General features: G+C 65.3%; 21 protein-coding genes. 11 read left to right on the forward strand and 10 right to left on the reverse strand.

The window, feature by feature from the left end:
* Positions 1–79 precede the first annotated feature (79 nt).
* The 3 genes from GFY24_RS03875 (at position 80) to GFY24_RS03885 (ending at position 2,471) form a co-directional block, all read left to right on the forward strand.
* On the forward strand, positions 80–793 hold the full coding sequence (locus GFY24_RS03875; RefSeq protein WP_153803616.1) for a lipid droplet-associated protein: 714 nt from the start codon (positions 80–82) through the stop codon (positions 791–793).
* A 231-nt stretch (positions 794–1,024) separates the two neighbouring features.
* Entirely contained in the window at positions 1,025–2,254 is a 1,230-nt protein-coding gene (gene xseA / locus GFY24_RS03880) for an exodeoxyribonuclease VII large subunit (RefSeq protein ID WP_153804126.1), read from the forward strand.
* Positions 2,247–2,471, forward strand: coding sequence for an exodeoxyribonuclease VII small subunit (locus GFY24_RS03885; RefSeq protein ID WP_153803617.1), 225 nt, complete (start codon positions 2,247–2,249; stop codon positions 2,469–2,471). The genes xseA and GFY24_RS03885 overlap by 8 nt, the downstream gene beginning before the upstream one ends.
* A 59-nt stretch (positions 2,472–2,530) precedes the next feature.
* Here the strand turns inward: GFY24_RS03885 and GFY24_RS03890 are convergent, their stop codons facing one another.
* Complete coding sequence (locus GFY24_RS03890; RefSeq protein ID WP_309230434.1) at positions 2,531–3,082, reverse strand: DUF4245 domain-containing protein; 552 nt, start codon at positions 3,080–3,082, stop codon at positions 2,531–2,533.
* 186 nt (positions 3,083–3,268) lie between these two features.
* Between GFY24_RS03890 and glpX the strand changes: the two genes are divergently transcribed.
* Complete coding sequence (gene glpX / locus GFY24_RS03895; RefSeq protein WP_153803618.1) at positions 3,269–4,312, forward strand: class II fructose-bisphosphatase; 1,044 nt, start codon at positions 3,269–3,271, stop codon at positions 4,310–4,312.
* 268 nt (positions 4,313–4,580) lie between these two features.
* Positions 4,581–5,987, forward strand: a complete 1,407-nt coding sequence (locus tag GFY24_RS03900) for a class II fumarate hydratase (RefSeq protein ID WP_153803619.1) — start codon at positions 4,581–4,583, stop codon at positions 5,985–5,987.
* A gap of 55 nt (positions 5,988–6,042) precedes the next feature.
* On the opposite strand, the gene GFY24_RS03905 is transcribed toward GFY24_RS03900, so the two are convergent.
* The gene (locus tag GFY24_RS03905) at positions 6,043–7,227 is read right to left on the reverse strand and encodes an FAD-dependent monooxygenase (protein ID WP_153803620.1); all 1,185 of its coding nucleotides are present in this window, start codon (positions 7,225–7,227) and stop codon (positions 6,043–6,045) included.
* A gap of 104 nt (positions 7,228–7,331) precedes the next feature.
* On the opposite strand from GFY24_RS03905, the gene GFY24_RS03910 reads away from it, so the two are divergent.
* The gene (locus tag GFY24_RS03910) at positions 7,332–8,054 is read left to right on the forward strand and encodes a TetR/AcrR family transcriptional regulator (RefSeq protein ID WP_309230435.1); all 723 of its coding nucleotides are present in this window, start codon (positions 7,332–7,334) and stop codon (positions 8,052–8,054) included.
* Positions 8,055–8,119: 65 nt separating this feature from the next.
* Positions 8,120–8,542 carry a limonene-1,2-epoxide hydrolase family protein gene (locus GFY24_RS03915; RefSeq protein WP_153803622.1) on the forward strand — a complete coding sequence of 141 codons (423 nt, stop codon included), beginning with the start codon at positions 8,120–8,122 and terminating at the stop codon, positions 8,540–8,542.
* A gap of 52 nt (positions 8,543–8,594) precedes the next feature.
* On the opposite strand, the gene GFY24_RS03920 is transcribed toward GFY24_RS03915, so the two are convergent.
* The 4 genes from GFY24_RS03920 to GFY24_RS03935 all read right to left on the reverse strand — a co-directional run bounded on the left by GFY24_RS03920 (position 8,595) and on the right by GFY24_RS03935 (position 12,454).
* Positions 8,595–9,452, reverse strand: coding sequence for an acyl-ACP desaturase (locus tag GFY24_RS03920; RefSeq protein WP_309230436.1), 858 nt, complete (start codon positions 9,450–9,452; stop codon positions 8,595–8,597).
* A 275-nt stretch (positions 9,453–9,727) separates the two neighbouring features.
* Positions 9,728–10,249 (reverse strand): LGFP repeat-containing protein, encoded by a 522-nt coding sequence (locus tag GFY24_RS03925; protein WP_153803623.1) that lies wholly within the window; start codon positions 10,247–10,249, stop codon positions 9,728–9,730.
* A 185-nt stretch (positions 10,250–10,434) separates the two neighbouring features.
* The gene (locus GFY24_RS03930; RefSeq protein ID WP_309230437.1) at positions 10,435–11,838 is read right to left on the reverse strand and encodes a PhoH family protein; all 1,404 of its coding nucleotides are present in this window, start codon (positions 11,836–11,838) and stop codon (positions 10,435–10,437) included.
* 229 nt (positions 11,839–12,067) lie between these two features.
* Positions 12,068–12,454: a DUF488 domain-containing protein gene (locus GFY24_RS03935; RefSeq protein WP_153803625.1), complete on the reverse strand. Its 387-nt coding sequence runs from the start codon at positions 12,452–12,454 to the stop codon at positions 12,068–12,070.
* A 21-nt stretch (positions 12,455–12,475) separates the two neighbouring features.
* On the opposite strand from GFY24_RS03935, the gene GFY24_RS03940 reads away from it, so the two are divergent.
* Both GFY24_RS03940 and GFY24_RS03945 read left to right on the forward strand, forming a co-directional pair.
* Positions 12,476–12,748 (forward strand): hypothetical protein, encoded by a 273-nt coding sequence (locus GFY24_RS03940; RefSeq protein WP_153803626.1) that lies wholly within the window; start codon positions 12,476–12,478, stop codon positions 12,746–12,748.
* An 84-nt stretch (positions 12,749–12,832) separates the two neighbouring features.
* Positions 12,833–13,183: a glutaredoxin domain-containing protein gene (locus GFY24_RS03945; protein ID WP_153803627.1), complete on the forward strand. Its 351-nt coding sequence runs from the start codon at positions 12,833–12,835 to the stop codon at positions 13,181–13,183.
* Between the two features lie 193 nt (positions 13,184–13,376).
* On the opposite strand, the gene glyA is transcribed toward GFY24_RS03945, so the two are convergent.
* Positions 13,377–14,672 carry a serine hydroxymethyltransferase gene (gene glyA, locus GFY24_RS03950; protein WP_309230438.1) on the reverse strand — a complete coding sequence of 432 codons (1,296 nt, stop codon included), beginning with the start codon at positions 14,670–14,672 and terminating at the stop codon, positions 13,377–13,379.
* A 633-nt stretch (positions 14,673–15,305) separates the two neighbouring features.
* Complete coding sequence (locus GFY24_RS03955; RefSeq protein ID WP_153803628.1) at positions 15,306–16,502, reverse strand: DUF885 domain-containing protein; 1,197 nt, start codon at positions 16,500–16,502, stop codon at positions 15,306–15,308.
* Positions 16,503–16,785: 283 nt separating this feature from the next.
* On the opposite strand from GFY24_RS03955, the gene coaA reads away from it, so the two are divergent.
* The gene (gene coaA, locus GFY24_RS03960) at positions 16,786–17,718 is read left to right on the forward strand and encodes a type I pantothenate kinase (RefSeq protein ID WP_153803629.1); all 933 of its coding nucleotides are present in this window, start codon (positions 16,786–16,788) and stop codon (positions 17,716–17,718) included.
* 4 nt (positions 17,719–17,722) lie between these two features.
* On the opposite strand, the gene GFY24_RS03965 is transcribed toward coaA, so the two are convergent.
* Together GFY24_RS03965 and GFY24_RS03970 are read right to left on the reverse strand one after the other, a co-directional pair.
* A complete protein-coding gene (locus tag GFY24_RS03965; protein WP_153803630.1) occupies positions 17,723–18,316 on the reverse strand; it encodes a hypothetical protein in 594 nt (197 codons plus the stop codon).
* 107 nt (positions 18,317–18,423) lie between these two features.
* Positions 18,424–19,203, reverse strand: coding sequence for an isoprenyl transferase (locus GFY24_RS03970; RefSeq protein WP_309230439.1), 780 nt, complete (start codon positions 19,201–19,203; stop codon positions 18,424–18,426).
* A gap of 287 nt (positions 19,204–19,490) precedes the next feature.
* On the opposite strand from GFY24_RS03970, the gene GFY24_RS03975 reads away from it, so the two are divergent.
* Positions 19,491–20,114, forward strand: coding sequence for a hemolysin III family protein (locus tag GFY24_RS03975; protein WP_153804130.1), 624 nt, complete (start codon positions 19,491–19,493; stop codon positions 20,112–20,114).
* Positions 20,115–20,123 lie beyond the last annotated feature (9 nt).

Below are 20,123 nucleotides of genomic sequence, written 5' to 3' on the forward strand. Positions count from 1 at the left end.
AGACCCGGAGCAAAACGACGCGCAATTGAATACGCCCGCTCACCTTTGCATCACACCGGGTTTCGGGCAGGCTAGGGGCATGTTCCGACCTCCGTTCCTGGCCCGGGTCGCCGCCGGGGCTGCTGTCTATGCCCTCGAGGAAACTCGCCGGCTACCTGCCAACGCAATCAATTTCCCGATCACCGCGATCAGCCAGATGTTGCAGACCACCATGCACCTGCAGCAGTTCGTGACCAGCCTCGCTCTCAAGGGTGACGCCGTTTTCGACCGTTTGATCAACCAGCCGGAAGAACAGCCGGCATGGGCCACGTTCGATGAGGACGAGGTATTCGAGCAAACTCCGAGCGCCGCCCCGGAATCGGCACGCAAGAGCAGTTTCGATCTGTTCGAGCCGGTCGATTCCGCAGCGGAAACTCCGGTCGCCGCGGTCGCCGAGCCGATTTTCGATGAACCGGACCCGGTTGCGGCCGAACCGGAACAGGTTGCCGAGCCGGTCGCACCGGAAGCGGCTCCAAAGGCTGCCGCCGATCCCGAGAACACCGAATCCGCCGCGCCCGCAACGGCTTCCACGGCGTCCACCAATGGTCACAATGGCAGTGCGCCGGTGACCGAGCCCGCGGTGGCCACCCGGTACGACTACCCCAATATGACCCTGGCTCAGCTGCGTGCCCGGCTGCGCATGCTCACCGTCGAGGATCTGGCCACGCTGCTCGATTACGAACAGCACACCCGCGACCGCGCCCCGTTCGTCACCATGTTGACGAATCGGATCGCGACCGTTCAGTCCAAGTGAACGCAACCCACTGAGCGCCGACTACCCGGGCCAGGTACGCCCGGATGGTCGGCGCTCTGTCATGTCCGGAGCACGGCACGAGCGCTCCTGGGCAGCGCGTACAGCCGTTCACGGGCAGTGCGCGAGCCGGCTTTCGGCGGGTGTGAACACATCAGGTCGGTAGGTGCTGCCAGAATCGGTGCGGTGACCACCGACCAACCGGCGAAGCCGTCCAGTACCGCCGACAATCCCATGCCGGTGCGCACCATCGCCGTGAAGGTGGCGCAGTGGATCGACCGGTTGGGCGCGGTCTGGGTCGAAGGCCAGATCACCCAGATCAATCTGCGGCCCGGCACCCGCACCGCGTTTCTGGTGCTGCGCGATACCGCCGCCGATATGTCGCTCTCGGTCACCTGTGATCCGGATCTGCTGCGCAATTCCGCGGTGCCGCTGCAGGAGGGCAGCCGGGTTGTGGTTTACGGCAAACTGTCATTCTTCACCGCGCGCGGCACGGTCTCCTTGCGCGTCACCGAGATTCGGCCGGTCGGCATCGGTGAACTGCTCGCCCGTATCGCACGACTGAAGGCGCTACTGGATGCCGAGGGATTGTTCGATCCGCGGCTCAAACGCCCGATTCCGTTCCTGCCCAATCGCATCGGGCTCATTACCGGCCGCGCGAGTGCCGCCGAACACGATGTGGTGACGGTGGCGACACAGCGCTGGCCCGCGGTCCGCTTCGATATTCGCAATACCGCGGTGCAGGGGCCGACCGCCGTTCCGCAGATTCTGGAGGCTCTCGCCGCGCTGGACGCCGATCCGCAGATCGATGTGATCGTGCTGGCGCGCGGCGGCGGCAGCGTCGAGGACCTGCTGCCGTTCTCCGATGAAACTCTATGCCGCGCAATAGTTTCCGCCAAGACACCGATTGTCAGCGCGATCGGCCATGAGCCGGATAATCCACTCAGCGACTATGTAGCGGACCTGCGCGCGGCCACCCCCACCGATGCCGCCAAGCGCATAGTCCCCGATGCCGCCGCCGAAGCCGCGCTACTGCGCGAATTACAGGCTCGCGCCGCCGCCTCGCTACGCGGCTGGGTGGATCGCGAATCCCGTGCGCTGCAACAGCTTCGCTCGCGCCCGGTACTCGCCGATCCGCTTCGCATGCTGGAGCAGCGGCACGATGAGGTGGAGCGTTTCCGCACCGCCACCCGGCGCGCCGTCAACCACGGCCTCACCACCGAATCCACCGCCACCCGTCACCTGCGCGAAAAGCTCTCCGCGCTGGGCCCGGCCGCCACCCTTGCGCGCGGTTACGCGGTCGTTCAGAAGGTAGTCGGCAAGGACCGCGGAGTAGTGCGGTCGATCGACGACGCTCCGGCGGGCAGTCAGCTCCGCATCCGAGTGGCGGACGGCGCGCTCTCCGCTGCCACGCTCGGCTCCCAACCCCTCGGTCCGCGAAAGGATTCCACCAAGAATGTCTGATACCGACCTCGCCGAAATCTCCACCTTCGGCTATGAACGCGCCCGCGACGAACTCGTCAATGTGGTCAAGATGCTGGAGCAGGGCGGCCTCGACCTGGACGATTCACTCACCCTCTGGGAGCGCGGCGAAGCCCTCGCCAACCGCTGCGAGGAACACCTCGCCGGAGCCCGCAAGCGGGTTGAGGACGCGCTCGCGCACGGCTCTCAGGAAGGCTGAGCCACAACCCTTTCCGGGGCTGATCCCCCGTCATTCCGGGATGACGGGCGAAATTACCGCTACGAGCGCGGCAGCGGCTGAGCGTTGCCGACGGCCGCGGCGAGAATGTTGTACGAGCCCGCATTGCCGGCGCCCTTGATCAGGACTCGGGTGTCGCCGAAGTCGGAGATCCAGGCGGTTTCGGTGCCGGGCTCGGAGTAGACGACCCATTTGCGGTCGCCGATCTGCTGGACGCCGGTGGCGTAGCGGGTGCCGGCGACCTTCTTGGCCAGCACCTCTTCGGCCGTATTGGATTGCGTCACCCGCATATAGCTGCCCTGCGGGGTGATGTAGCCGACCGTGCTGGAGACGCCGGGTTCGCGGTTGCCGGAGTTGGCTCTCCAGTCCGCGGGCAGCGCGGGCTCGCGAATGCCGAATGGGAGCTGTTTGGCGTCCTCGGCAAGTGCGGTGTGCGCGTCGAAGTTCGGGACCTGGCCCGCGGTGGGGCCATTCGAGGTGAAGGTGCACTGGCTGGCTATGCCAGCGATGACCAGGCAGATCAGGACCAGGGGCAGGAGGGACCAGAAGAGGTCCTTCCAGTCGTTCAGGATCCGCGGCTTCGTGTTCGACACGCACCCAGTATCCACGGCGGGTGGATGCGACCCGCCTCACAGTGCCGGTGCCGGTTGCCGCGCGGTCAAGTGGCGCATCCGTAAAGGTCCAGCACCGGCGCGGAAGTGAAACGTCAGTACTTGCGTAGGGCCTCGAAGCCCAATGAGACAATTCACGCAGCAGTAGACAACCAAGGAGGCACCGTAATGACGGCACCCACGCCCGCAACCAGCCGCCGCGAGGCCCCGGATCGCAATCTCGCACTGGAGTTGGTCCGGGTCACCGAGGCCGGCGCCATGGCCGCGGGACGCTGGGTCGGCCGCGGCGACAAGGAGGGCGGCGACGGTGCCGCCGTCGACGCCATGCGCCAGCTGGTGTCGACCGTGTCGATGCGCGGCATCGTGGTCATCGGTGAGGGCGAGAAGGACGAAGCGCCCATGCTCTACAACGGCGAACTCGTCGGCAATGGCGAGGGCGCGGAACTCGACTTCGCGGTCGACCCGATCGACGGCACCACGCTGATGTCGAAGGGCTCGCCCGGCGCGATCTCCGTCCTGGCGGTCGCCGAGCGCGGCGCCATGTTCGACCCGTCGGCCGTGTTCTACATGGAGAAGATCGCCGTCGGCCCGGACGCCGCCGATGTCATCGACCTCTCGGCCCCGATCGCGGAGAACCTGCGCCGCGTCGCCAAGGCCAAGAACTCCTTCGTCTCGGACCTGACCGTCTGCATCCTCGATCGTCCCCGGCACGAGCCGCATATGCGCGAGGTCCGCGAGGCCGGTGCCCGCATCCGCCTCATCTCCGACGGTGACGTCGCGGGCGCGATCGCCTGTGCCCGACCGGAATCCGGTGTCGACCTCCTCATCGGCATCGGCGGCACGCCCGAGGGCATTATCGCCGCGGCGGCCATGCGCTGTATGGGTGGCGCGCTGCAGGCCAAGCTGGCCCCGAAGGACGAGGCCGAGCGGCAGAAGGCCATCGACGCGGGCCACGATCTCGATCGGGTGCTCGGCACCGAGGACCTGGTCTCCGGTGAGGACGTGTTCTTCAGTGCCACCGGCGTCACCGACGGTGATCTGCTGCGCGGCGTGCGCTACTACGGCGGCGGGGCGTACACCCAGTCCATCGTCATGCGCGCCAAGTCCGGCACCGTCCGCATGGTCGACGCCTACCACCGGCTGACCAAGCTGCGCGAGTACGCCTCGGTCGACTTCGTCGGCGACGACGATGCCAGCCCGCCGATGTTCTGATCGAATCCCGCACCGGGGCAATGACTTCGGACGTCTCGTCATCCCGGTGCGCTTTTTGGCTGGGATCTGCACGATCGTGTGGATGCCGGCCAAAAACATGCCGGGATGACGAGGGATCCGCGCGGTGCCGGGGATGACGAGGGGATGCGCGCGTTGCCAGGGGTGACGGGTTCAGCTCCGGCCGTCGCTGTATTCCCGGTGGCGCATGTGCGGATTCTCCCAGGCGTGGCACCCCCACGCATCCCGGTCCCGGCCTAGGGTCGAACCCATGACCGACGACACCCGGTACCGCATCGAGCACGACACGATGGGCGAAGTCCGCGTCCCAGTTGAAGCGTTGTGGCGGGCGCAGACTCAGCGCGCGGTGGAGAATTTCCCCATCAGCGGTCGCGGCCTGGAGCGTGCGCAGATCCGCGCGCTCGGCCTGCTGAAAGCCGCCTGCGCCACCGTCAATCGCGATCTGGGGCTGCTCGACCCGATCAAGGCGAATGCGATTGTCGCCGCCGCCACCGAGATCGCCGACGGCAAGCATGACGATCAATTCCCCATCGATGTCTTCCAGACCGGTTCGGGCACCAGCTCGAATATGAACGCCAATGAGGTGATCGCGAGTATCGCCGCACGCGATGGCGTCACCGTGCATCCCAATGACGATGTGAACATGTCGCAGTCGTCGAACGACACCTTCCCCACCGCAACGCATGTCGCGGCCACCGAGGCCGTGGTCAAGGAGCTGGTGCCCGCGCTGGATCATCTGCGGCTGGCGCTGCTGGACAAGTCGGTGCAGTGGCGTGAGGTGGTGAAGTCCGGGCGCACGCATCTGATGGATGCCGTGCCGATCACCCTCGGTCAGGAGTTCAGCGGTTACACCCGGCAGGTGAGCGCGGGTATCGAACGGCTGCTGACCACACTGCCGCGCCTGGGCGAGCTGGCCATCGGCGGGACCGCCGTCGGGACCGGACTGAACGCACCCGACGGATTCGGCGCGAAAGTCGTTGTGGAGCTGAAAAAGTCGACGGATCTGGATGCACTGTCGGAGGCTCGGAATCACTTCGAGGCGCAGGCCGCGCGCGATGGCCTGGTCGAGCTCTCCGGTGCGTTGCGCACCGTTGCCATCAGCCTGACAAAGATCGCCAATGATGTGCGATGGATGGGGTCCGGACCGCTCACCGGGCTCGCCGAGATCCAGCTGCCCGATCTGCAGCCCGGCTCGTCGATCATGCCCGGCAAGGTGAATCCGGTACTGCCGGAGGCGGTTACGCAGGTGGCGGCTCAGGTCATCGGCAATGACGCGGCCATTGCCTGGGGCGGCGGCAATGGTGCGTTCGAATTGAACGTCTACATTCCGGTGATGGCGCGCAATGTGCTGGAGTCGATTCGACTGCTGGCCAATGTTTCCCGCCTCTTCGCCGACAAGTGCATTGTCGGGCTGATCGCGAACGAGGAGCGACTGCGCCGGCTGGCCGAATCCTCGCCGTCGATCGTGACGCCGCTGAACTCGGCCATCGGCTATGAGGAAGCCGCCGCTGTCGCCAAGGAGGCGGTCAAGGCGCACAAGACGATTCGGCAGACGGTGATCGACCGTGGGCTCATCGGGGACAACCTGTCCGTCGAGGAACTCGACCGCCGCCTCGACGTGCTGTCCATGTCGAAGGTCGAAGACAAGAAGGAATAGCGACACACGACGAACGGGCCCGGCGGCAACTGCCACCGGGCCCGTTTCCCGTATCTCACCGCGCGGCAATGATTTCCGGGTAGTTCTTCAGCTCGATATCGTTCTTCGACTTCTCCGCCGACTTCACCATCATGTCCATGAAACGCGAGTGCAGGAACCAATTGCGCAGTCGCAAACCGTATCCGGTCTTGGGGGCCAGGAACGGACCGGCGTTCGCACCATCCGCCAGCTTGCCGTAGCGCTTCATCATCTCCTCGTAGCGCGGAAACGCGATGGTGTAATCGCCTTCGGCGGCGGCCAATTCACCGGCGAGTACATACGCGCCGACCACCGCGAGACCGGTACCGAAGCCCGCGAGCGTATTGCCCTGTCCCGCATCGCCGACCAGTGCGATCCGCCCCTTGACGAAGCTCTTCATGCTGACCTTGCTGATCGAGTCCAGGTAGAAACCGTTGAGCTGCGGCAACTCGCCCAGCATGCGCGGCACCTCCCAGCCGAGTCCGGCGTACTTGTCGGCGATGATGCGCCGCTGAGCGTCGAAATCGTCACGGTCGTAATCGAGTTGGGGCGACGCGAAAATGTACAGGTGCGCCGCCTTGGAACTGCCCAGGCTGGCCAAACGGCCGGGAACGTTGAAGGCGTGCGAGGTGGCGCGCTCACGATTACCGTGCGGTTCGGTCTCCCAATTCGAGAGCCCGGCGAGTGCGTAGTAGTGGCCCTGATGCTTCACGAAGTTCCGCTCCGGCCCGAAGGTCAGCTTGCGGACCCTGGAGTGAATGCCGTCCGCGCCGAAGACCAGGTCGAACGTGCGGGCCGGAGCGTGCTGAAACTCCACGCGCACACCGGTTTTCGTCTCCTCGAGTGCGGTGATGGTGTCGCCGAACATGTATTCACAGCTGTCCGCGGTGTGCTGATACATGACCTCGGCCAGATCGCCGCGCAGGATCTCGATATCGCCGCCGGTGAAATCGCCTGAGATGAGCGCCTTTTGGTTGCCCGCCTCATCGACGATGACCATATCGGTCTTGCCGGTCTGGCGGCGCTTGATGTCGTCCAGTATGCCCATGCGCTCCAGCACCGCCATGTGCGTGCGGCCGGTGAAGTCGACGGCCTGGCCGCCGGCGCGCAAGGCCGGGGCCTTCTCGACGACGGTGACCTGGAAGCCGTAGCGCTCGAGCCAGTAGGCCAGGGCCGGTCCCGCGATGGAAGCGCCGGAGATGAGAACCGTGGTGTTTCGCATGATGTTCTTCCTTCGAGTTATTGCGTCCGTCGGCCGCTGTTGTTGAATAGCGTATGATGGACGCAGAAGAACGTCAAGCCGAACTTTCCGGAAGGATGGCGACGATGCCGACCTCGTTCGAACTGCTCTGGCCCGCACCCGCCCGACCCAAACGCGGACCGAAACCCTCCCTCACCCTGGAGGGCATTGTGAGCGAGGCGATCGCACTCGCCGACGCCGAAGGGCTGGGCAATCTGTCCATGCAGCGGCTGGCCGAGCGGCTGGGATGCGCCAAGATGGCGCTCTACCGGTACGTGCCGGGCAAAGCCGAACTGACGGCACTCATGCTCGACACCGCCTTCGGCACACCACCGGAAACAACTGCCGCACAGGCGAATTCAGCCGAACCCTGGCGGGCATACCTGCGCGTGTGGGCCGAGACGATTTTCGACCGTTACCACGCGCACCCGTGGGGACTGGAACTCACGACCGGCACCCGGCCCATGGGGCCGAATGAGATGTCCTGGCTGGAGACCGGCCTCGCCGCGCTCGACGGCAGCGGCCTGACCGCGGCCGAACGCTTCGACGCCACCGTGCTCCTGATCGGCCACACCCGCAGCCTGGTGCAAGTGATCGGCGGGGCCGCCAGCGATGCCGATGTGGAGGCCGAACTGGCCACCCAACTGAACGTGGTACTGCTCGAACACGGCGACCGGTTCCCGCATGTCGCGGCGGCCATGGCCGAACAGGCGGCGCCGGAAGCCGCCGCCGAACGCAATAACGCCCTGCACTTCGGCATCGACCGCATCCTGGATGGACTGGGCGCGCTCATCAACAGCCGAAGGTAGAGAGCGCTACCCCCCATCTGATCCAACCCGCCCGCAGCGAAGCGGAGGGCAAATAGACTCAGCGCATGGCGGAAATACCTGAGTTGCAGCAGGATGCGGTTACGACGGTGCGGGAGTTCTTCGCCGCAATGGAGATGAAGGCCGTTACCGAGGCGCTCGAACTCGTCGATCCTGGCATTGTTTGGAAGAACACTTCGCTACCGGATGTGCGCGGGGTAGACCGGGTGCGGTGGATTCTCGACAAGCTGAGCAATCCGCGCTTCGGGTTCCGGGCCGATATGCACCATATCGCCGCCGACGAGGATGGTGTGGTGCTCACCGAGCGCACCGATTACCTGCGGATGGGCCCTGTCGAGATCGCCTTCTGGGTGTGCGGCACCTTCGAACTCGTCGACGGCCGAATCGCCCTGTGGCACGACCACTTCAGCTGGGAGAACTTCCTGCGCGGCACGGTCGTCGGCCTATTCCGGGCCGTACTCCCCCGCTGACAAACGAAAACCGGCTGCCCACATGGACAGCCGGTGATGCGACGGTGATTGCTCAGGGGCGCAGGTGCGCCAGTTCGGCGCGGGCCTTTTCGCCGGTTTCGCTGAAGTCGGTGCGGGTGAAGATGTTCCAGCGCTCGAGCAGGGGACCGAAGACCAGGGCGGGTTCATTCGCCTTGTCGTAGATGCCGGCCTCGGCGAGGACCTCATCGCTGGTGCTGCCGTCGGCGAGTTCGACCACGGGGACGTGGAAGTCGGCGACCCGGTCGGCGATGGCGCGCACGGCCTGGTCCGGGACCAGGTCGAGAGCGGCCGAGACCAGGTTGGCGAAGAAGACGGCCTGCAGTTCGTCATCGGCGGCCAGGCGCTCGGCAATGGTGGCGACGATCGGGCTGTCGACGGTAGCGGCGGTATTGCGGTGCCGCACAGCCGCTGCCGCCTCTTCGAAGGCGCAGGTGGCCAGCACATCGATGAGATGCATGGCGGGGCGGCGGAAGCTGGCGGTCATATGCGCCATACGCATGCGCTCCAGCTCGATGGGGTCGACCGCGCGCGTCACTATGAGGAAGTTGCGGATCATGATTTCGTGCCGGTTCTCCTCGGCCGTCCAGCGACCGACCCAGCGCCACCAGGCGCCGGTGCGCAGGTACTTGCCGATCTCCCGGTGATAGGAGGGCAGATTGTCGGCGACCAGCACGCTCACGGTCAGCGCGAGCTTGGAGACGTCGCTGAGCTCGGATTGCCCGGGCTCCCAATCGGTTCCACCGAGGAACTCGAAGTTGCGGCCGTCGTCCCACGGCACATAGTCGTGGGGCTGCCACTCCACCGCCAGGGCGATATGGCGAACCAGGTTTGCTTCTACCTCCGCCGCCAGCTGTTCCAGCAGTTCGGGGTCGGCCAAATCGTTCTGCACGGAGACAACCTAGCGGCTCGCGGGCAAACATGGGTATATTCGCCCCGCATTCGAAACGGCTATCGCCTACGCCGCAGGCCAATGCCGAGACCTCGCGCCCGAGCAAACACCGCCGTGCCGGTGCCGAACCGAACAGCGAAGTGGGTCCGGGGCGGGGAAGGCTCCGGACCCACGCCGCGCTACCGCTCAGCGGTGGTGACCCGCGCTGCGCCGCAGCCGCTGTCGTCGCGTTGCGGTCATTGTCGCTGTGCCGCAGTCACTTCCGCTCACAGCGCCTACTTCGGGGTGATGGTGGTCTTGTTGTCGACCCAGGTGATGGTGCCGCCGGTGAAGTCGCTCTGCTTGCCGCCGGTGATATCGGTTTCGTCGGTGGTCGGGTAGCCGAGGGCGCCGCCGGGGCCGCCGTCCGCTTCCCAGGCTTTGCGGATCTCACCCCACACCACGTGGATTCCGGCGGCGGGGCTGCTGACGATCGCGCCGCCCGCGAATTCCTGGATCTTGCCGCCGCCGGGGCCGTCCTGGGCGGCGGCGGTGGGCAGGCCGAGTGGGCCTGTGACACCGCCCATTTCGTTGTATTCGGCCAGGAAGTCGCCGCTGACGATGAGCTCCCCGTCGCGGGTGGCGATCTTGGTTTCGGTGGCGTGCTCGGCGGCCACCGCCGCCGCCATGGCGGTGGTGGTGGCCGCCGCCGTATCGGATTTCGAATCCTTGCTGTCCTTGTCGCAGCCCGCGGTGAATGCGGTCACGATGGCGATGGCCGCGATGAAGCCGGCCGAACGTCGAGCGAAGGTACGCATTTCATCCCTCTCGATAACTGGCCAGGCGCTCAGCAATTATTCGGCAAAACCATTGAAGCCCACCGAATTAACAGCCGAGCAGGTATTTGTGCGGAATATACCCTGCCAACTATGCGATGAAACACAGGCCAAAAATTTGCCCGATCGAGTCGGCGAACCGACCCGATCGGGCAAGAACCGCCCGCTTACGCGTTCGGCCCGAACTCCTCCAGCATCTCGGTGACCAGCGCCGCGATCGGCGAACGCTCACTGCGAGTCAGCGTGATGTGCGCGAAGAGCGGATGCCCCTTTAGCTTCTCGATCACCGCGGCCACACCGTCGTGTCGCCCGACCCGCAGATTGTCACGCTGCGCCACATCGTGGGTGAGCACCACCCGCGACCCGCTGCCCAATCGACTCAGCACCGTGAGCAGCACATTGCGCTCCAGGGACTGCGCCTCGTCCACGATCACGAAGGAGTCGTGTAGCGACCGCCCGCGAATGTGGGTGAGCGGCAACACTTCCAGCATGCCGCGCGCCTGTACCTCCTCCATCACCTCCGGGCTGGCGAGCCCGTCCAGGGTGTCGAAGACGGCCTGCGCCCACGGCCCCATCTTCTCGCTCTCGCTACCGGGCAGGTAGCCCAGATCCTGGCCGCCGACCGCGTACAGCGGACGGAACACCACCACCTTGCGATGGGTGCGGCGCTCCAGCACGGCCTCCAGACCCGCGGTCAAAGCGAGCGCGGATTTGCCCGTGCCCGCCCGGCCGCCCATGGAGACGATGCCGATGCTCTCGTCCATCAGCAGATCCAAGGCGATGCGCTGTTCGGCCGAGCGCCCGTGCAAGCCGAACGCCTCCCGATCCCCGCGCACCAACTGCACCCGCTTGTCCGGGGTCACCCTGGCCAGGGCGCTACCGCGCGAGCTGAGCAGCCGAATCCCGGTGTGGCACGGCATATCCCGGGCATCATCGAGATCGATAATGGAGTCGTTGTAGAGCTTGTCCACGGTGTCGGATCCGACCTCGAGCTCCACCATGCCGGTCCAGCCGGAGGTGACCACATCCTGCGCGTGGTACTCATCGGCCTGCAGACCCACCGCGCTCGCCTTGACGCGCAGCGGAATGTCCTTGGATACCAGCACAACTTGTTCACCCTCGGCCGCGAAGTTGAGCGCGCAGGCGAGAATGCGGGAATCGTTACTGTCCGTACGGAATCCGACCGGCAGCACACTCGGATCGGTGTGATTGAGCTCCACCTGGAGCGTGCCGCCGCCGGTTCCGACGGGTATGCGCTGATCGAGCCGACCGTGTGCCAGACGCAGATCGTCCAGCATGCGCAATGCCTCGCGAGCGAACCATCCCAGTTCGTGGTGGTGGCGTTTCCCCTCGAGTTCACTGATCACCACGAGCGGCAGCACCACGTGATGCTCGCCGAATCGTGTCAGTGCCCAGGGGTCGGAGAGCAGTACCGACGTGTCCACCACGAAGGTTTTCGGCAGTCCCGATTCGGATGACTGCGAGGCGCGAACTCCCGGACCTGTGGTGCGCGTCCTCCGGTTGGAGGCGGCGTTCCCGGTGGGAGCGTTGACGGAGCGTGCATCAGTCACGGTGGGCTCCTTTGCCACTCGCGCGACACCGCGCAAGCGTTCTCGCTGGGCCGGTTGGGCTCTAGGGTCGTACGACCCGAGGGCCGGGTGCCGGCCCCCTCGTACTGAGTTGCTCAGTCACGATCAGGACCTCCCGTACGAGCCACACCTACGCGGCCCGCACTCCCGACGCTACCGCCGAAATCGAGATCCGGCTTCCCGACTGGCAGGCACATTGGTGAAGAACTCGTTAACGCGCACCCCCGGTGGGCGTTTCGTCCAATTCGCCCAGGAGTACCGGGACATGGCTCAGCTCCGGCTCTTTCACCGCGGTTACCAGCGTCAATGGTTCGTCGGCGGCAGCGCGGCGCAAGCGCGCCAAGGCTTCCTGCGGCGCGTCGGCGGCGAGTTCAAGTCGATACCGTGTCTCGAACTCGGCGCGTCGGGCCTGCGGGTCGGCGTGATACCACTTCCGGAGTTCGTTCGAAGGGGTCACCTCCTTCGCCCATTCGTCAATGGCCGCCTGCTGTTTGCTGATCCCGCGCGGCCACAATCGATCGACGAGCACCCGGCGGCCGTCGTCCGCCGCGGGCGCGTCGTACACACGCTTGACCCGGTACCTCGGTTGCTGTGCCATCGGTCCATTAGAGTCGACACCATGGCCGATACTCAGGATCTCGAGGCGCTCTCCACCAAGGATTTACACGACCGCGCGGTGAAGCTGGCCGTTCGCCACGGCGATGTGAAGTTCCTCTGGGAGCTGCTCAAGTCCATTCCGGCCGCCTCCGCCGCCGCGGGCGATCTCGGCGAGAGCGAGGCCGACATCAAGTACGTGCTGCCCATGCTGGACGACTATGTGCACGCCGGTGAGGGTGAGATCGGCGAGATACTCCGGCCGATGTACATCGACTACCTGAGCAAACGCGCCTAGCCCGAAACTACGAGATGCCGTGCAGGCCGGTGGTCGTATCGCTCAGTGTTCGCGGGCAATCCTTTTCGCCTCTAAACTCCGGACATGACCGCTGAGACCACGCCGGAACTGGTCGTCTACCGCCGCCCGGGCTGCCCCTTCTGCGCGCGCCTGCGCCGGGTGCTGAACCGCAATGGGATCATCCACCGCGAGATCGACATCTGGGACGATCCGGAGGCGGCGGCCTTCGTCCGCAAGGTCGCCGACGGCAATGAGACCGTGCCCACCGTGATGCTCAAAGACGGTGCGAAGGAACGCTATTGGGTGAACCCCCGCCCCCAATGGCTGCTCACCGTGATCAACACCGAAGCCCCGGCCCTCACCGGCGGCCCCAAAAGCTACTGGCCCATCCGCAAGGACGACCTCCCCCGCCCCCGGCCACCCCAGGCCAACTGACCTCCCCGGCATTCCCCGCCATCCCGGCATGCTCTTGGCCGGGATCCACCCTTCGCGATGCATCCACAGATGTGGATCCCGGCCAAAAACGCGCCGGGATGACGGGGGACGATTGCGCCGCTATAACGCTAAGGCCCGCCACGACTTTCTGTCGTGGCGGGCCCTTTTCGCTTGTGGCTCAGGAAGATTCAGCTCAGCCGAGCAGGCGCCAGTCCTCGAGGCCCTCGTAGAGGGGGAATTCCTGGGCCAGCTTGGTGACGCGCTGACGCAGGGATTCCAGATCGGACGCACCGGTGAGGGCGGCGGCGATGATCTCGGCGACCTCGGTGAATTCGGCGTCACCGAAGCCGCGGGTGGCCAGGGCCGGGGTGCCGATCCGCAGGCCGGAGGTGACCATCGGCGGGCGCGGGTCGAACGGAACGGCGTTGCGGTTCACGGTGATTCCGATTTCGTGCAGCAGATCCTCACCCTGCTGACCGTCGAGCTGCGAGTTGCGCAGGTCGACCAGGACCAGGTGCACATCGGTGCCGCCGGTGAGTACGTTGATGCCCTTGGCGGTGCAGTCGGCGGCGGTCAGTCGCTCGGCGAGAATCTTGGCACCGGACAGGGTGCGCTCCTGGCGCTCCTTGAACTCCGGGGTGCCGGCGATCTTGAACGAAACCGCCTTGGCCGCAATGGCATGCATGAGCGGTCCGCCCTGCTGACCCGGGAAGACCGCCGAGTTCAGCTTCTTGGCGAACTCCTGCTTGGCCAGGATCAGACCGGAGCGCGGTCCGCCGAGGGTCTTGTGCACGGTCGAGGAGACGACATCGGCGTGCGGCACCGGCGACGGGTGCAGACCGGCGGCGACCAGACCGGCGAAGTGCGCCATATCGACCCACAGGTACGCGCCGACCTCATCGGCGATCTCCCGGAACGCCGCGAAATCCAGATGCCGCGGGTATGCCGACCAACCGGCGACGATCACCTTCGGGCGAGTCTCGCGGGCAATCTTGCGCACCTCGTCCATATCGACGCGGTGATCTTCCTTCGACACACCGTAGGCGTGCACCTCGTAGAGCTTGCCCGAGAAGTTCAGGCGCATACCGTGCGTGAGGTGGCCGCCGTGCGCGAGATCCAGGCCGAGCAGCTTCTCGCCCGGGTTCATCAGCGCCATCAGCACCGCGGCATTGGCCTGCGCACCCGAATGCGGCTGCACATTGGCGAATTCCGCGCCGAAGAGCTCCTTTACACGGTCGCGGGCGAGATCCTCGACAATGTCGACGTTCTCGCAGCCGCCGTAATAGCGCCGGCCCGGGTAGCCCTCGGCGTACTTGTTGGTGAGCACGCTGCCCTGCGCCTGCAGGACCGCGCGCGGCACGAAGTTCTCCGAGGCGATCATCTCGAGGGTGTCGCGCTGGCGGGCGAGTTCGCCGCCCATCGCGGCAGCGACCTCGGGATCGAGCTCAGCGAGGGACTGGGAATTGACAGAGGAGGTCGTCTGCGTCACCTGGTCGAGTGTATTGGCCGTGGTCGGCGCGTCGGCCGGGGGGTTCTGTGTAAGTGAATGCTGATCCATCGCAACCTCCGTACTCGGAGGAGTTTCGGGGTGCCGAAAGTCCTCGGGCCCAGCACCCAGGCGCGCGGTGCGGGACTTCGGTGCTTCCCGGTGGTTACTTCCACCTCGAGTGCGCCAGTCGCGGTGAGCCGAGTTTAACTCCCCCGCCTCTCCGGACCTTCTGCGCCCGGCTGAGAGCCGCCAACCGTCATGGACGCGCAGCGGCGATGCGGAGCAGCTCATGCTGCGCCACACCAAGGGAGATGTGCCCCGAAAAATGGGGGCATGGGCGCTGTCCGCGCAGGGGAAGCGGGCGGTTTGCCCGAAACGGTGGACAGCGTCACAAATTCAGGCTGTGGCGCGACGGTAAATCTCGGTATTGTTTCCGATCGGCTGGCCTCAATGCGCCAGTGTCATTGGCCCAACAGAATTTTCGAGGTTCAGAATGCTGTACAACATCGCAGGCGGCGGTATCCAGGACATGATCTTCGCACTGCTGAAGTCCATGTGTTCCATGTCCAGCGGCGGCGCTGCCTGTGCCGGGTGGGGCGCGTAACCAACCCCCGAACTTTGCGGGGAGTCCCCTCACATCCGGCGAATCGCGCCGGGTGTGAGGGGTTCATCCAATAGGCGGCGGAATCGCTCGGACCGCTCACCCGCATCGGCCGCCCGATCCAGCCAGCCACCGAGTAGGCGATATCCCTCCACATAGGTGGAGATGTAGGCCCGCCAAAGCGGCGAGGACAGGAAACGCAGCGACTGCCGTGCCCGATCCGGTGTGATCAGACTCCAGCGCTGCAGGAATTCCGCGACATCATCGGCGCTGCGCCCGCGATCGTGCAGCAGCAGTGCGGCATCCTGCCGCACACCCAGCAGTTTCGCCGAGGCGGTCGAAATGCGTTCCGCGCGTTCACCATCGAAGCGCAGTCCGAGATCGGCGTAGATCTCCTGCGCCCAGCGGCCCCAGCCCGGGCCGACAATCGACTTCAATGCCAGATCCGCCAGGCCCTCCGCCATCAGGCATTGCGGAGTGTTCACTACGAACAGCGTCTGCTCGTCCTGCCCGGCCGCCACCAGCCCGGCCTCCTTACGGCAGTGCTCGGTGTGATGCCCCGGATACGACTCGTGCGCGATCAGATGCGGCAGCTGCGACAAATGCTGTTTGAGATCGGAGTTGATGGCCACCCGGGACTGATAATTGCCCAGGTAGTAGTTGAAGCCGGACCACGGCTTATCGCCCACCACTTCGTATTCCACCCGCTCGTGATCGGGCAGCGGATAGCGTTCGCGGACCAGTTCCCGCAGCGCGCTGGAGAAAGCGTCCACACATTCGCGCAGGCGTTCGGGCGGAATCTCATCGCCGCGGCGGTGCGCGGTAATGCGATCGAGGAGCGCACCCTCGCCGGGTAGTTCCTCATCCAGCTGCCGGTGCGCCTCGCGGTAGTCGTCCTCATCGCCGGGCGCGATATCGACATCGAAATAGGCGCGCACCTCATCGATGAAGGAGATGTCGTCGCCCGCGAATTTGCGGGCCGAGCATTCCAAAGCCCGCAGGTGCGCGTCCAGGAATTCGGTGCGCTCGGCGGCCAGGCCCGCCTCCGGCAGCTCTTTCAGCAGTGCGGCAGCCTTATTGGCGAGTGCGCGCGGCTCCGGCGCGGGGGCGTTCTCCATCTCCCGGCGCAGGGCGGGATCGCCGGTGAAGGCATCGACGAAACCCTCCTCCAGCCGTTCGAAAGCCAGACCGAGACGCAGGTATTCGGTGACCAGTGGATGCGCTGCCATAACAGGCGACTGTATTGGATCGCGCGGCTTCCGGTGCCGCCGACCAGAACTCCGCTATGGCATATGTCACGCCGGTTACTCGCCAGTAGCAACACCTGGTGTTCACCGGGTTGTCGGACCCGAGCACAATTCGCCTATGCGTGGAGTGTCGCCGTATCTGCCTCTTGGGAGCCCGAGGTCAATACGGGTGGGGGTCGAGCCGGCATCAACCGGTGCGCCGGACTCGGCGACGGTGCGACCTTCCCGTGACTGTTGTTGTCGACCGACACAGGGACGTGGCTAGATGGCACGGATGAGCGAGCCGAGTCCCTACGTGGAATTCGACCGGAAGCAGTGGCGCACACTGCGTAAGTCGACTCCGCTGGTACTCACCGAGGAAGAACTGACCGGCCTGCGCGGCCTGGGCGAGCAGATCGACCTCGAGGAGGTCGCCGAGGTCTACCTGCCGCTCGCCCGATTGATTCACCTGCAGGTCGCCGCGAAGCAGCGGTTGTTCGCCGCGACCGCGACCTTCCTCGGCGAAACCCATCCGGACCGTCAGGTGCCGTATGTGATCGGCGTGGCGGGATCGGTGGCGGTCGGCAAGTCCACCACCGCGCGCGTACTGCAGGCGCTACTGGCGCGCTGGGATCACCATCCGCGGGTGGATCTGGTCACCACCGACGGATTCCTGTATCCCACAACCGAACTCACCCGGCGCGGCATCATGCATCGCAAGGGTTTCCCGGAGTCGTACGACCGCCGCAAGCTGCTGCGCTTCGTCACCGAGGTGAAATCCGGTGCGACCGAGGTGTGCGCACCGGTGTACTCGCATATCGCCTACGACATCGTGCCCGGCGAATTCCACTGCGTGCGCCAGCCCGACATCCTGATCGTCGAGGGCCTGAACGTCCTGCAGACCGGCCCCCGGCTCATGGTCTCGGACCTGTTCGACTTCTCCGTCTATGTGGACGCGCGCATCGAGGATATCGAGAACTGGTACGTGCAGCGCTTCCTGTCACTGCGCGAAACCGCCTTCGCCAACCCGAATTCGCACTTCCACCACTACGCGAAGTTCAACGACTCCGAGGCCACCAGCGCGGCCAAGGAGATCTGGAACAACACCAACCGGCCGAACCTGGTGGACAACATCCTGCCGACCCGGCCGCGCGCGACCCTGGTGCTGCGCAAGGACGCCGACCACACCATCAACAGGTTGCGACTGCGAAAGCTATAGCGGTTCATAGTCGCCATGCCGCGTCCAGGCGCGCCGCCACGTCGATATCGGTGGCGGCCTGGATATTCGGTTTGCGGATCTCCGCGGCGATATAGCGCGAGACGAAGCGGCGGATCTCATGATCGACGCTGGCCAGAATGCGCAGCAACTCGCCGCGGCGGGTCGCGCTCGCCACATTGATGCGCACATTGCTGGGTTGTGGCTCATCGATTTCGATGAGTACCCGCAGCCGCTCCGCAGTGCGCACGGTGAGGTGCAGGTGGATGGTGCCGTCCACATGGAACCGATAGCGATCCACGGCCAGATCGATGAGTAGATCGACATCGAGCGGGATCACCAGATCGTACGAAATGTACTCCTGCGGTTCACGATTCAACCGCGGCTGACCCAGGCGCACCGCCGCCGAGAGTTTCGCGATACGGCCCGGCCCCACCCCGATCGGGCCGAATTCGAAGGCTTCGCCGGTGAGTTTCTCGAAGGCCCCCGCTATGCGCTCGGGTGAGGCCGCGTACTCCAGGAAGCGCCGGCCGAACTCCTCATAGCTGAGATAGGACTGCACATCCGCCGGGCCACTCTGCCCTTCGTTCAGCTCACTCATGCACTCCGACGGTACGGCAGCGACGACCCCGCGAACCACGAAAGCCATTGCACTGCAACACAACCGTTTACTGGCCGTGTCGCACGCGCGGCGTGGTGCCGATCGAACTACACGCCGAAGCGGCGGTGTCTAGCGGCGAAATCGCGCAGGGCGCGCAGGAAGTCGACGCGGCGGAACTCCGGCCAGTATGCCTCGGTGAACCAGATCTCCGAATAGGCGCTCTGCCACAACAGGAATCCGGAGAGTCGCTGCTCACCGGAGGTGCGGATGACCAGATCCGGATCCGGCTGACCCGAGGTGTACAGGTGCTGTCCGATGGCGTCGACGGTTATCGCCTGCACCAGATCCTCGCCGGTCTCCCCGGCCTCGATCTCCTGACGTACCAGCGAGCGCACGGCGTCGGTGATCTCCTGCCGGCCGCCGTAGCCGATGGCCACATTCACGTGCACGCCGCTGCGGCCGCTGGTGCGTTTGGCGGCCTCCCGCAATCGCCCGGCCACATCCTCCGGCAACTGATCGAGGGCGCCCACAATACGGACGCTCGAATTCTGTTCCGGCGCTGAGAGTTCGTCGACCACATCGGTGATGACTTCGAAGAGCGTGTCCAGTTCGTCCTGGTCGCGGCGCAGGTTCTCGGTGGAGAGCAGGTAGACGGTGACCATCTCGATCCCCGACTCACCGCACCAGCCAACCAGTTCCGCGATTTTCAGCGCACCCACCCGATGCCCGTGACTCACATCGGTGAAGCCGTTCTCGCGCGCCCAGCGCCGATTGCCGTCGCACATCACGGCAACATGGCGGGGATGCTGCTTACCTGCCAACTGCTTGGTCAGCCGGGCTTCGTAAATGCGATACGGCAGTCCACGGACCTGACTCGCAAGCTTCACGGAGAGGAACAGTACGCTAATCCGCCTCTCCGCGATTTTTGCCGACCACTTATGTGCCCCGCCATTCTCAGACCGGGCCGTCGGTCAGATACGCCCTGGGTTAGCCCGTCCCCAATGAGTTACCCATCACTCACGAAATCAGTCGGCACCTAGGCAGATAGACCGTAACCTACGATACCGTAGGTTACTCAGGAGGTAACTACGTGTCCGACACTGTGCAACCATCCGCCCCGGTGGCGGACGCCCTCGGAACCATCCGGGACGAGATCGCGCCGATCAAACCGCGCATGCGGGGGTGGATTCACGCGTGGGCCGTCGGCATTGCCGCCATCGCGGTGAGCGTCCTGGTGAGCGTGGCCTCGACCGTCTCCGCGACCGCGGTTTGGTCGACCGCGGTCTACGGGCTGACCGTATGTGGCGTCTTCGGCATCAGCGCCACCTATCACCGGGTGAATTGGCAAACCGCCCGCGCCCGCATGTGGATGAAGCGGGCCGACCATTCGATGATCTTCCTATTCATCGCGGGGTCGTACACACCGTTCGCACTACTCGGCGTGCGCGGCCGGGCCGGAACAATCCTGCTGATCACGGTGTGGGCGGGCACGCTGGCGGGCGTCGCACTGAAGATGTTGTGGCCCACCGCTCCTCGCTGGGTCGGCGTCCCGCTGTATCTGCTGCTCGGCTGGGCCATTGTGCCGGTGGCCGGGACGCTCATCTCGAATGTCGGGTGGACGCCGGTATTGCTGCTGCTCGCGGGCGGTATCGCCTATAGCGTCGGCGGGATTCTGTATGCCGCGCGCTGGCCGGATCCGTGGCCGGAGGTGTTCGGTCATCACGAGTTCTTCCATGCCGCAACGGTGATCGCCGCGCTTTGCCATTACATTGCTGTCTGGCTGGTATTGCTGCACTGAACTCGGGCT

It is taken from the genome of Nocardia sp. SYP-A9097 (genome assembly GCF_009649815.1).
GTDB lineage: Bacteria > Actinomycetota > Actinomycetes > Mycobacteriales > Mycobacteriaceae > Nocardia.

What these genes read in the sequence shown, in the direction of transcription:
- GFY24_RS03940 (WP_153803626.1), top strand. Translation starts at nt 12,476, where the DNA reads ATGGCCGATACTCAGGATCTCGAGGCGCTCTCCACCAAGGATTTACAC.
- GFY24_RS03965 (WP_153803630.1), bottom strand. Translation starts at nt 18,316, where the DNA reads ATGAGTGAGCTGAACGAAGGGCAGAGTGGCCCGGCGGATGTGCAGTCC.
- GFY24_RS03945 (WP_153803627.1), top strand. Translation starts at nt 12,833, where the DNA reads ATGACCGCTGAGACCACGCCGGAACTGGTCGTCTACCGCCGCCCGGGC.
- GFY24_RS03925 (WP_153803623.1), bottom strand. Translation starts at nt 10,249, where the DNA reads ATGCGTACCTTCGCTCGACGTTCGGCCGGCTTCATCGCGGCCATCGCC.
- GFY24_RS03975 (WP_153804130.1), top strand. Translation starts at nt 19,491, where the DNA reads ATGCGGGGGTGGATTCACGCGTGGGCCGTCGGCATTGCCGCCATCGCG.
- GFY24_RS03900 (WP_153803619.1), top strand. Translation starts at nt 4,581, where the DNA reads ATGACCGACGACACCCGGTACCGCATCGAGCACGACACGATGGGCGAA.
- GFY24_RS03875 (WP_153803616.1), top strand. Translation starts at nt 80, where the DNA reads ATGTTCCGACCTCCGTTCCTGGCCCGGGTCGCCGCCGGGGCTGCTGTC.
- GFY24_RS03905 (WP_153803620.1), bottom strand. Translation starts at nt 7,227, where the DNA reads ATGCGAAACACCACGGTTCTCATCTCCGGCGCTTCCATCGCGGGACCG.
- GFY24_RS03955 (WP_153803628.1), bottom strand. Translation starts at nt 16,502, where the DNA reads ATGGCAGCGCATCCACTGGTCACCGAATACCTGCGTCTCGGTCTGGCT.
- GFY24_RS03910 (WP_309230435.1), top strand. Translation starts at nt 7,332, where the DNA reads ATGCCGACCTCGTTCGAACTGCTCTGGCCCGCACCCGCCCGACCCAAA.
- glpX (WP_153803618.1), top strand. Translation starts at nt 3,269, where the DNA reads ATGACGGCACCCACGCCCGCAACCAGCCGCCGCGAGGCCCCGGATCGC.
- coaA (WP_153803629.1), top strand. Translation starts at nt 16,786, where the DNA reads ATGGCACGGATGAGCGAGCCGAGTCCCTACGTGGAATTCGACCGGAAG.
- GFY24_RS03915 (WP_153803622.1), top strand. Translation starts at nt 8,120, where the DNA reads ATGGCGGAAATACCTGAGTTGCAGCAGGATGCGGTTACGACGGTGCGG.
- GFY24_RS03885 (WP_153803617.1), top strand. Translation starts at nt 2,247, where the DNA reads ATGTCTGATACCGACCTCGCCGAAATCTCCACCTTCGGCTATGAACGC.
- GFY24_RS03935 (WP_153803625.1), bottom strand. Translation starts at nt 12,454, where the DNA reads ATGGCACAGCAACCGAGGTACCGGGTCAAGCGTGTGTACGACGCGCCC.
- xseA (WP_153804126.1), top strand. Translation starts at nt 1,025, where the DNA reads ATGCCGGTGCGCACCATCGCCGTGAAGGTGGCGCAGTGGATCGACCGG.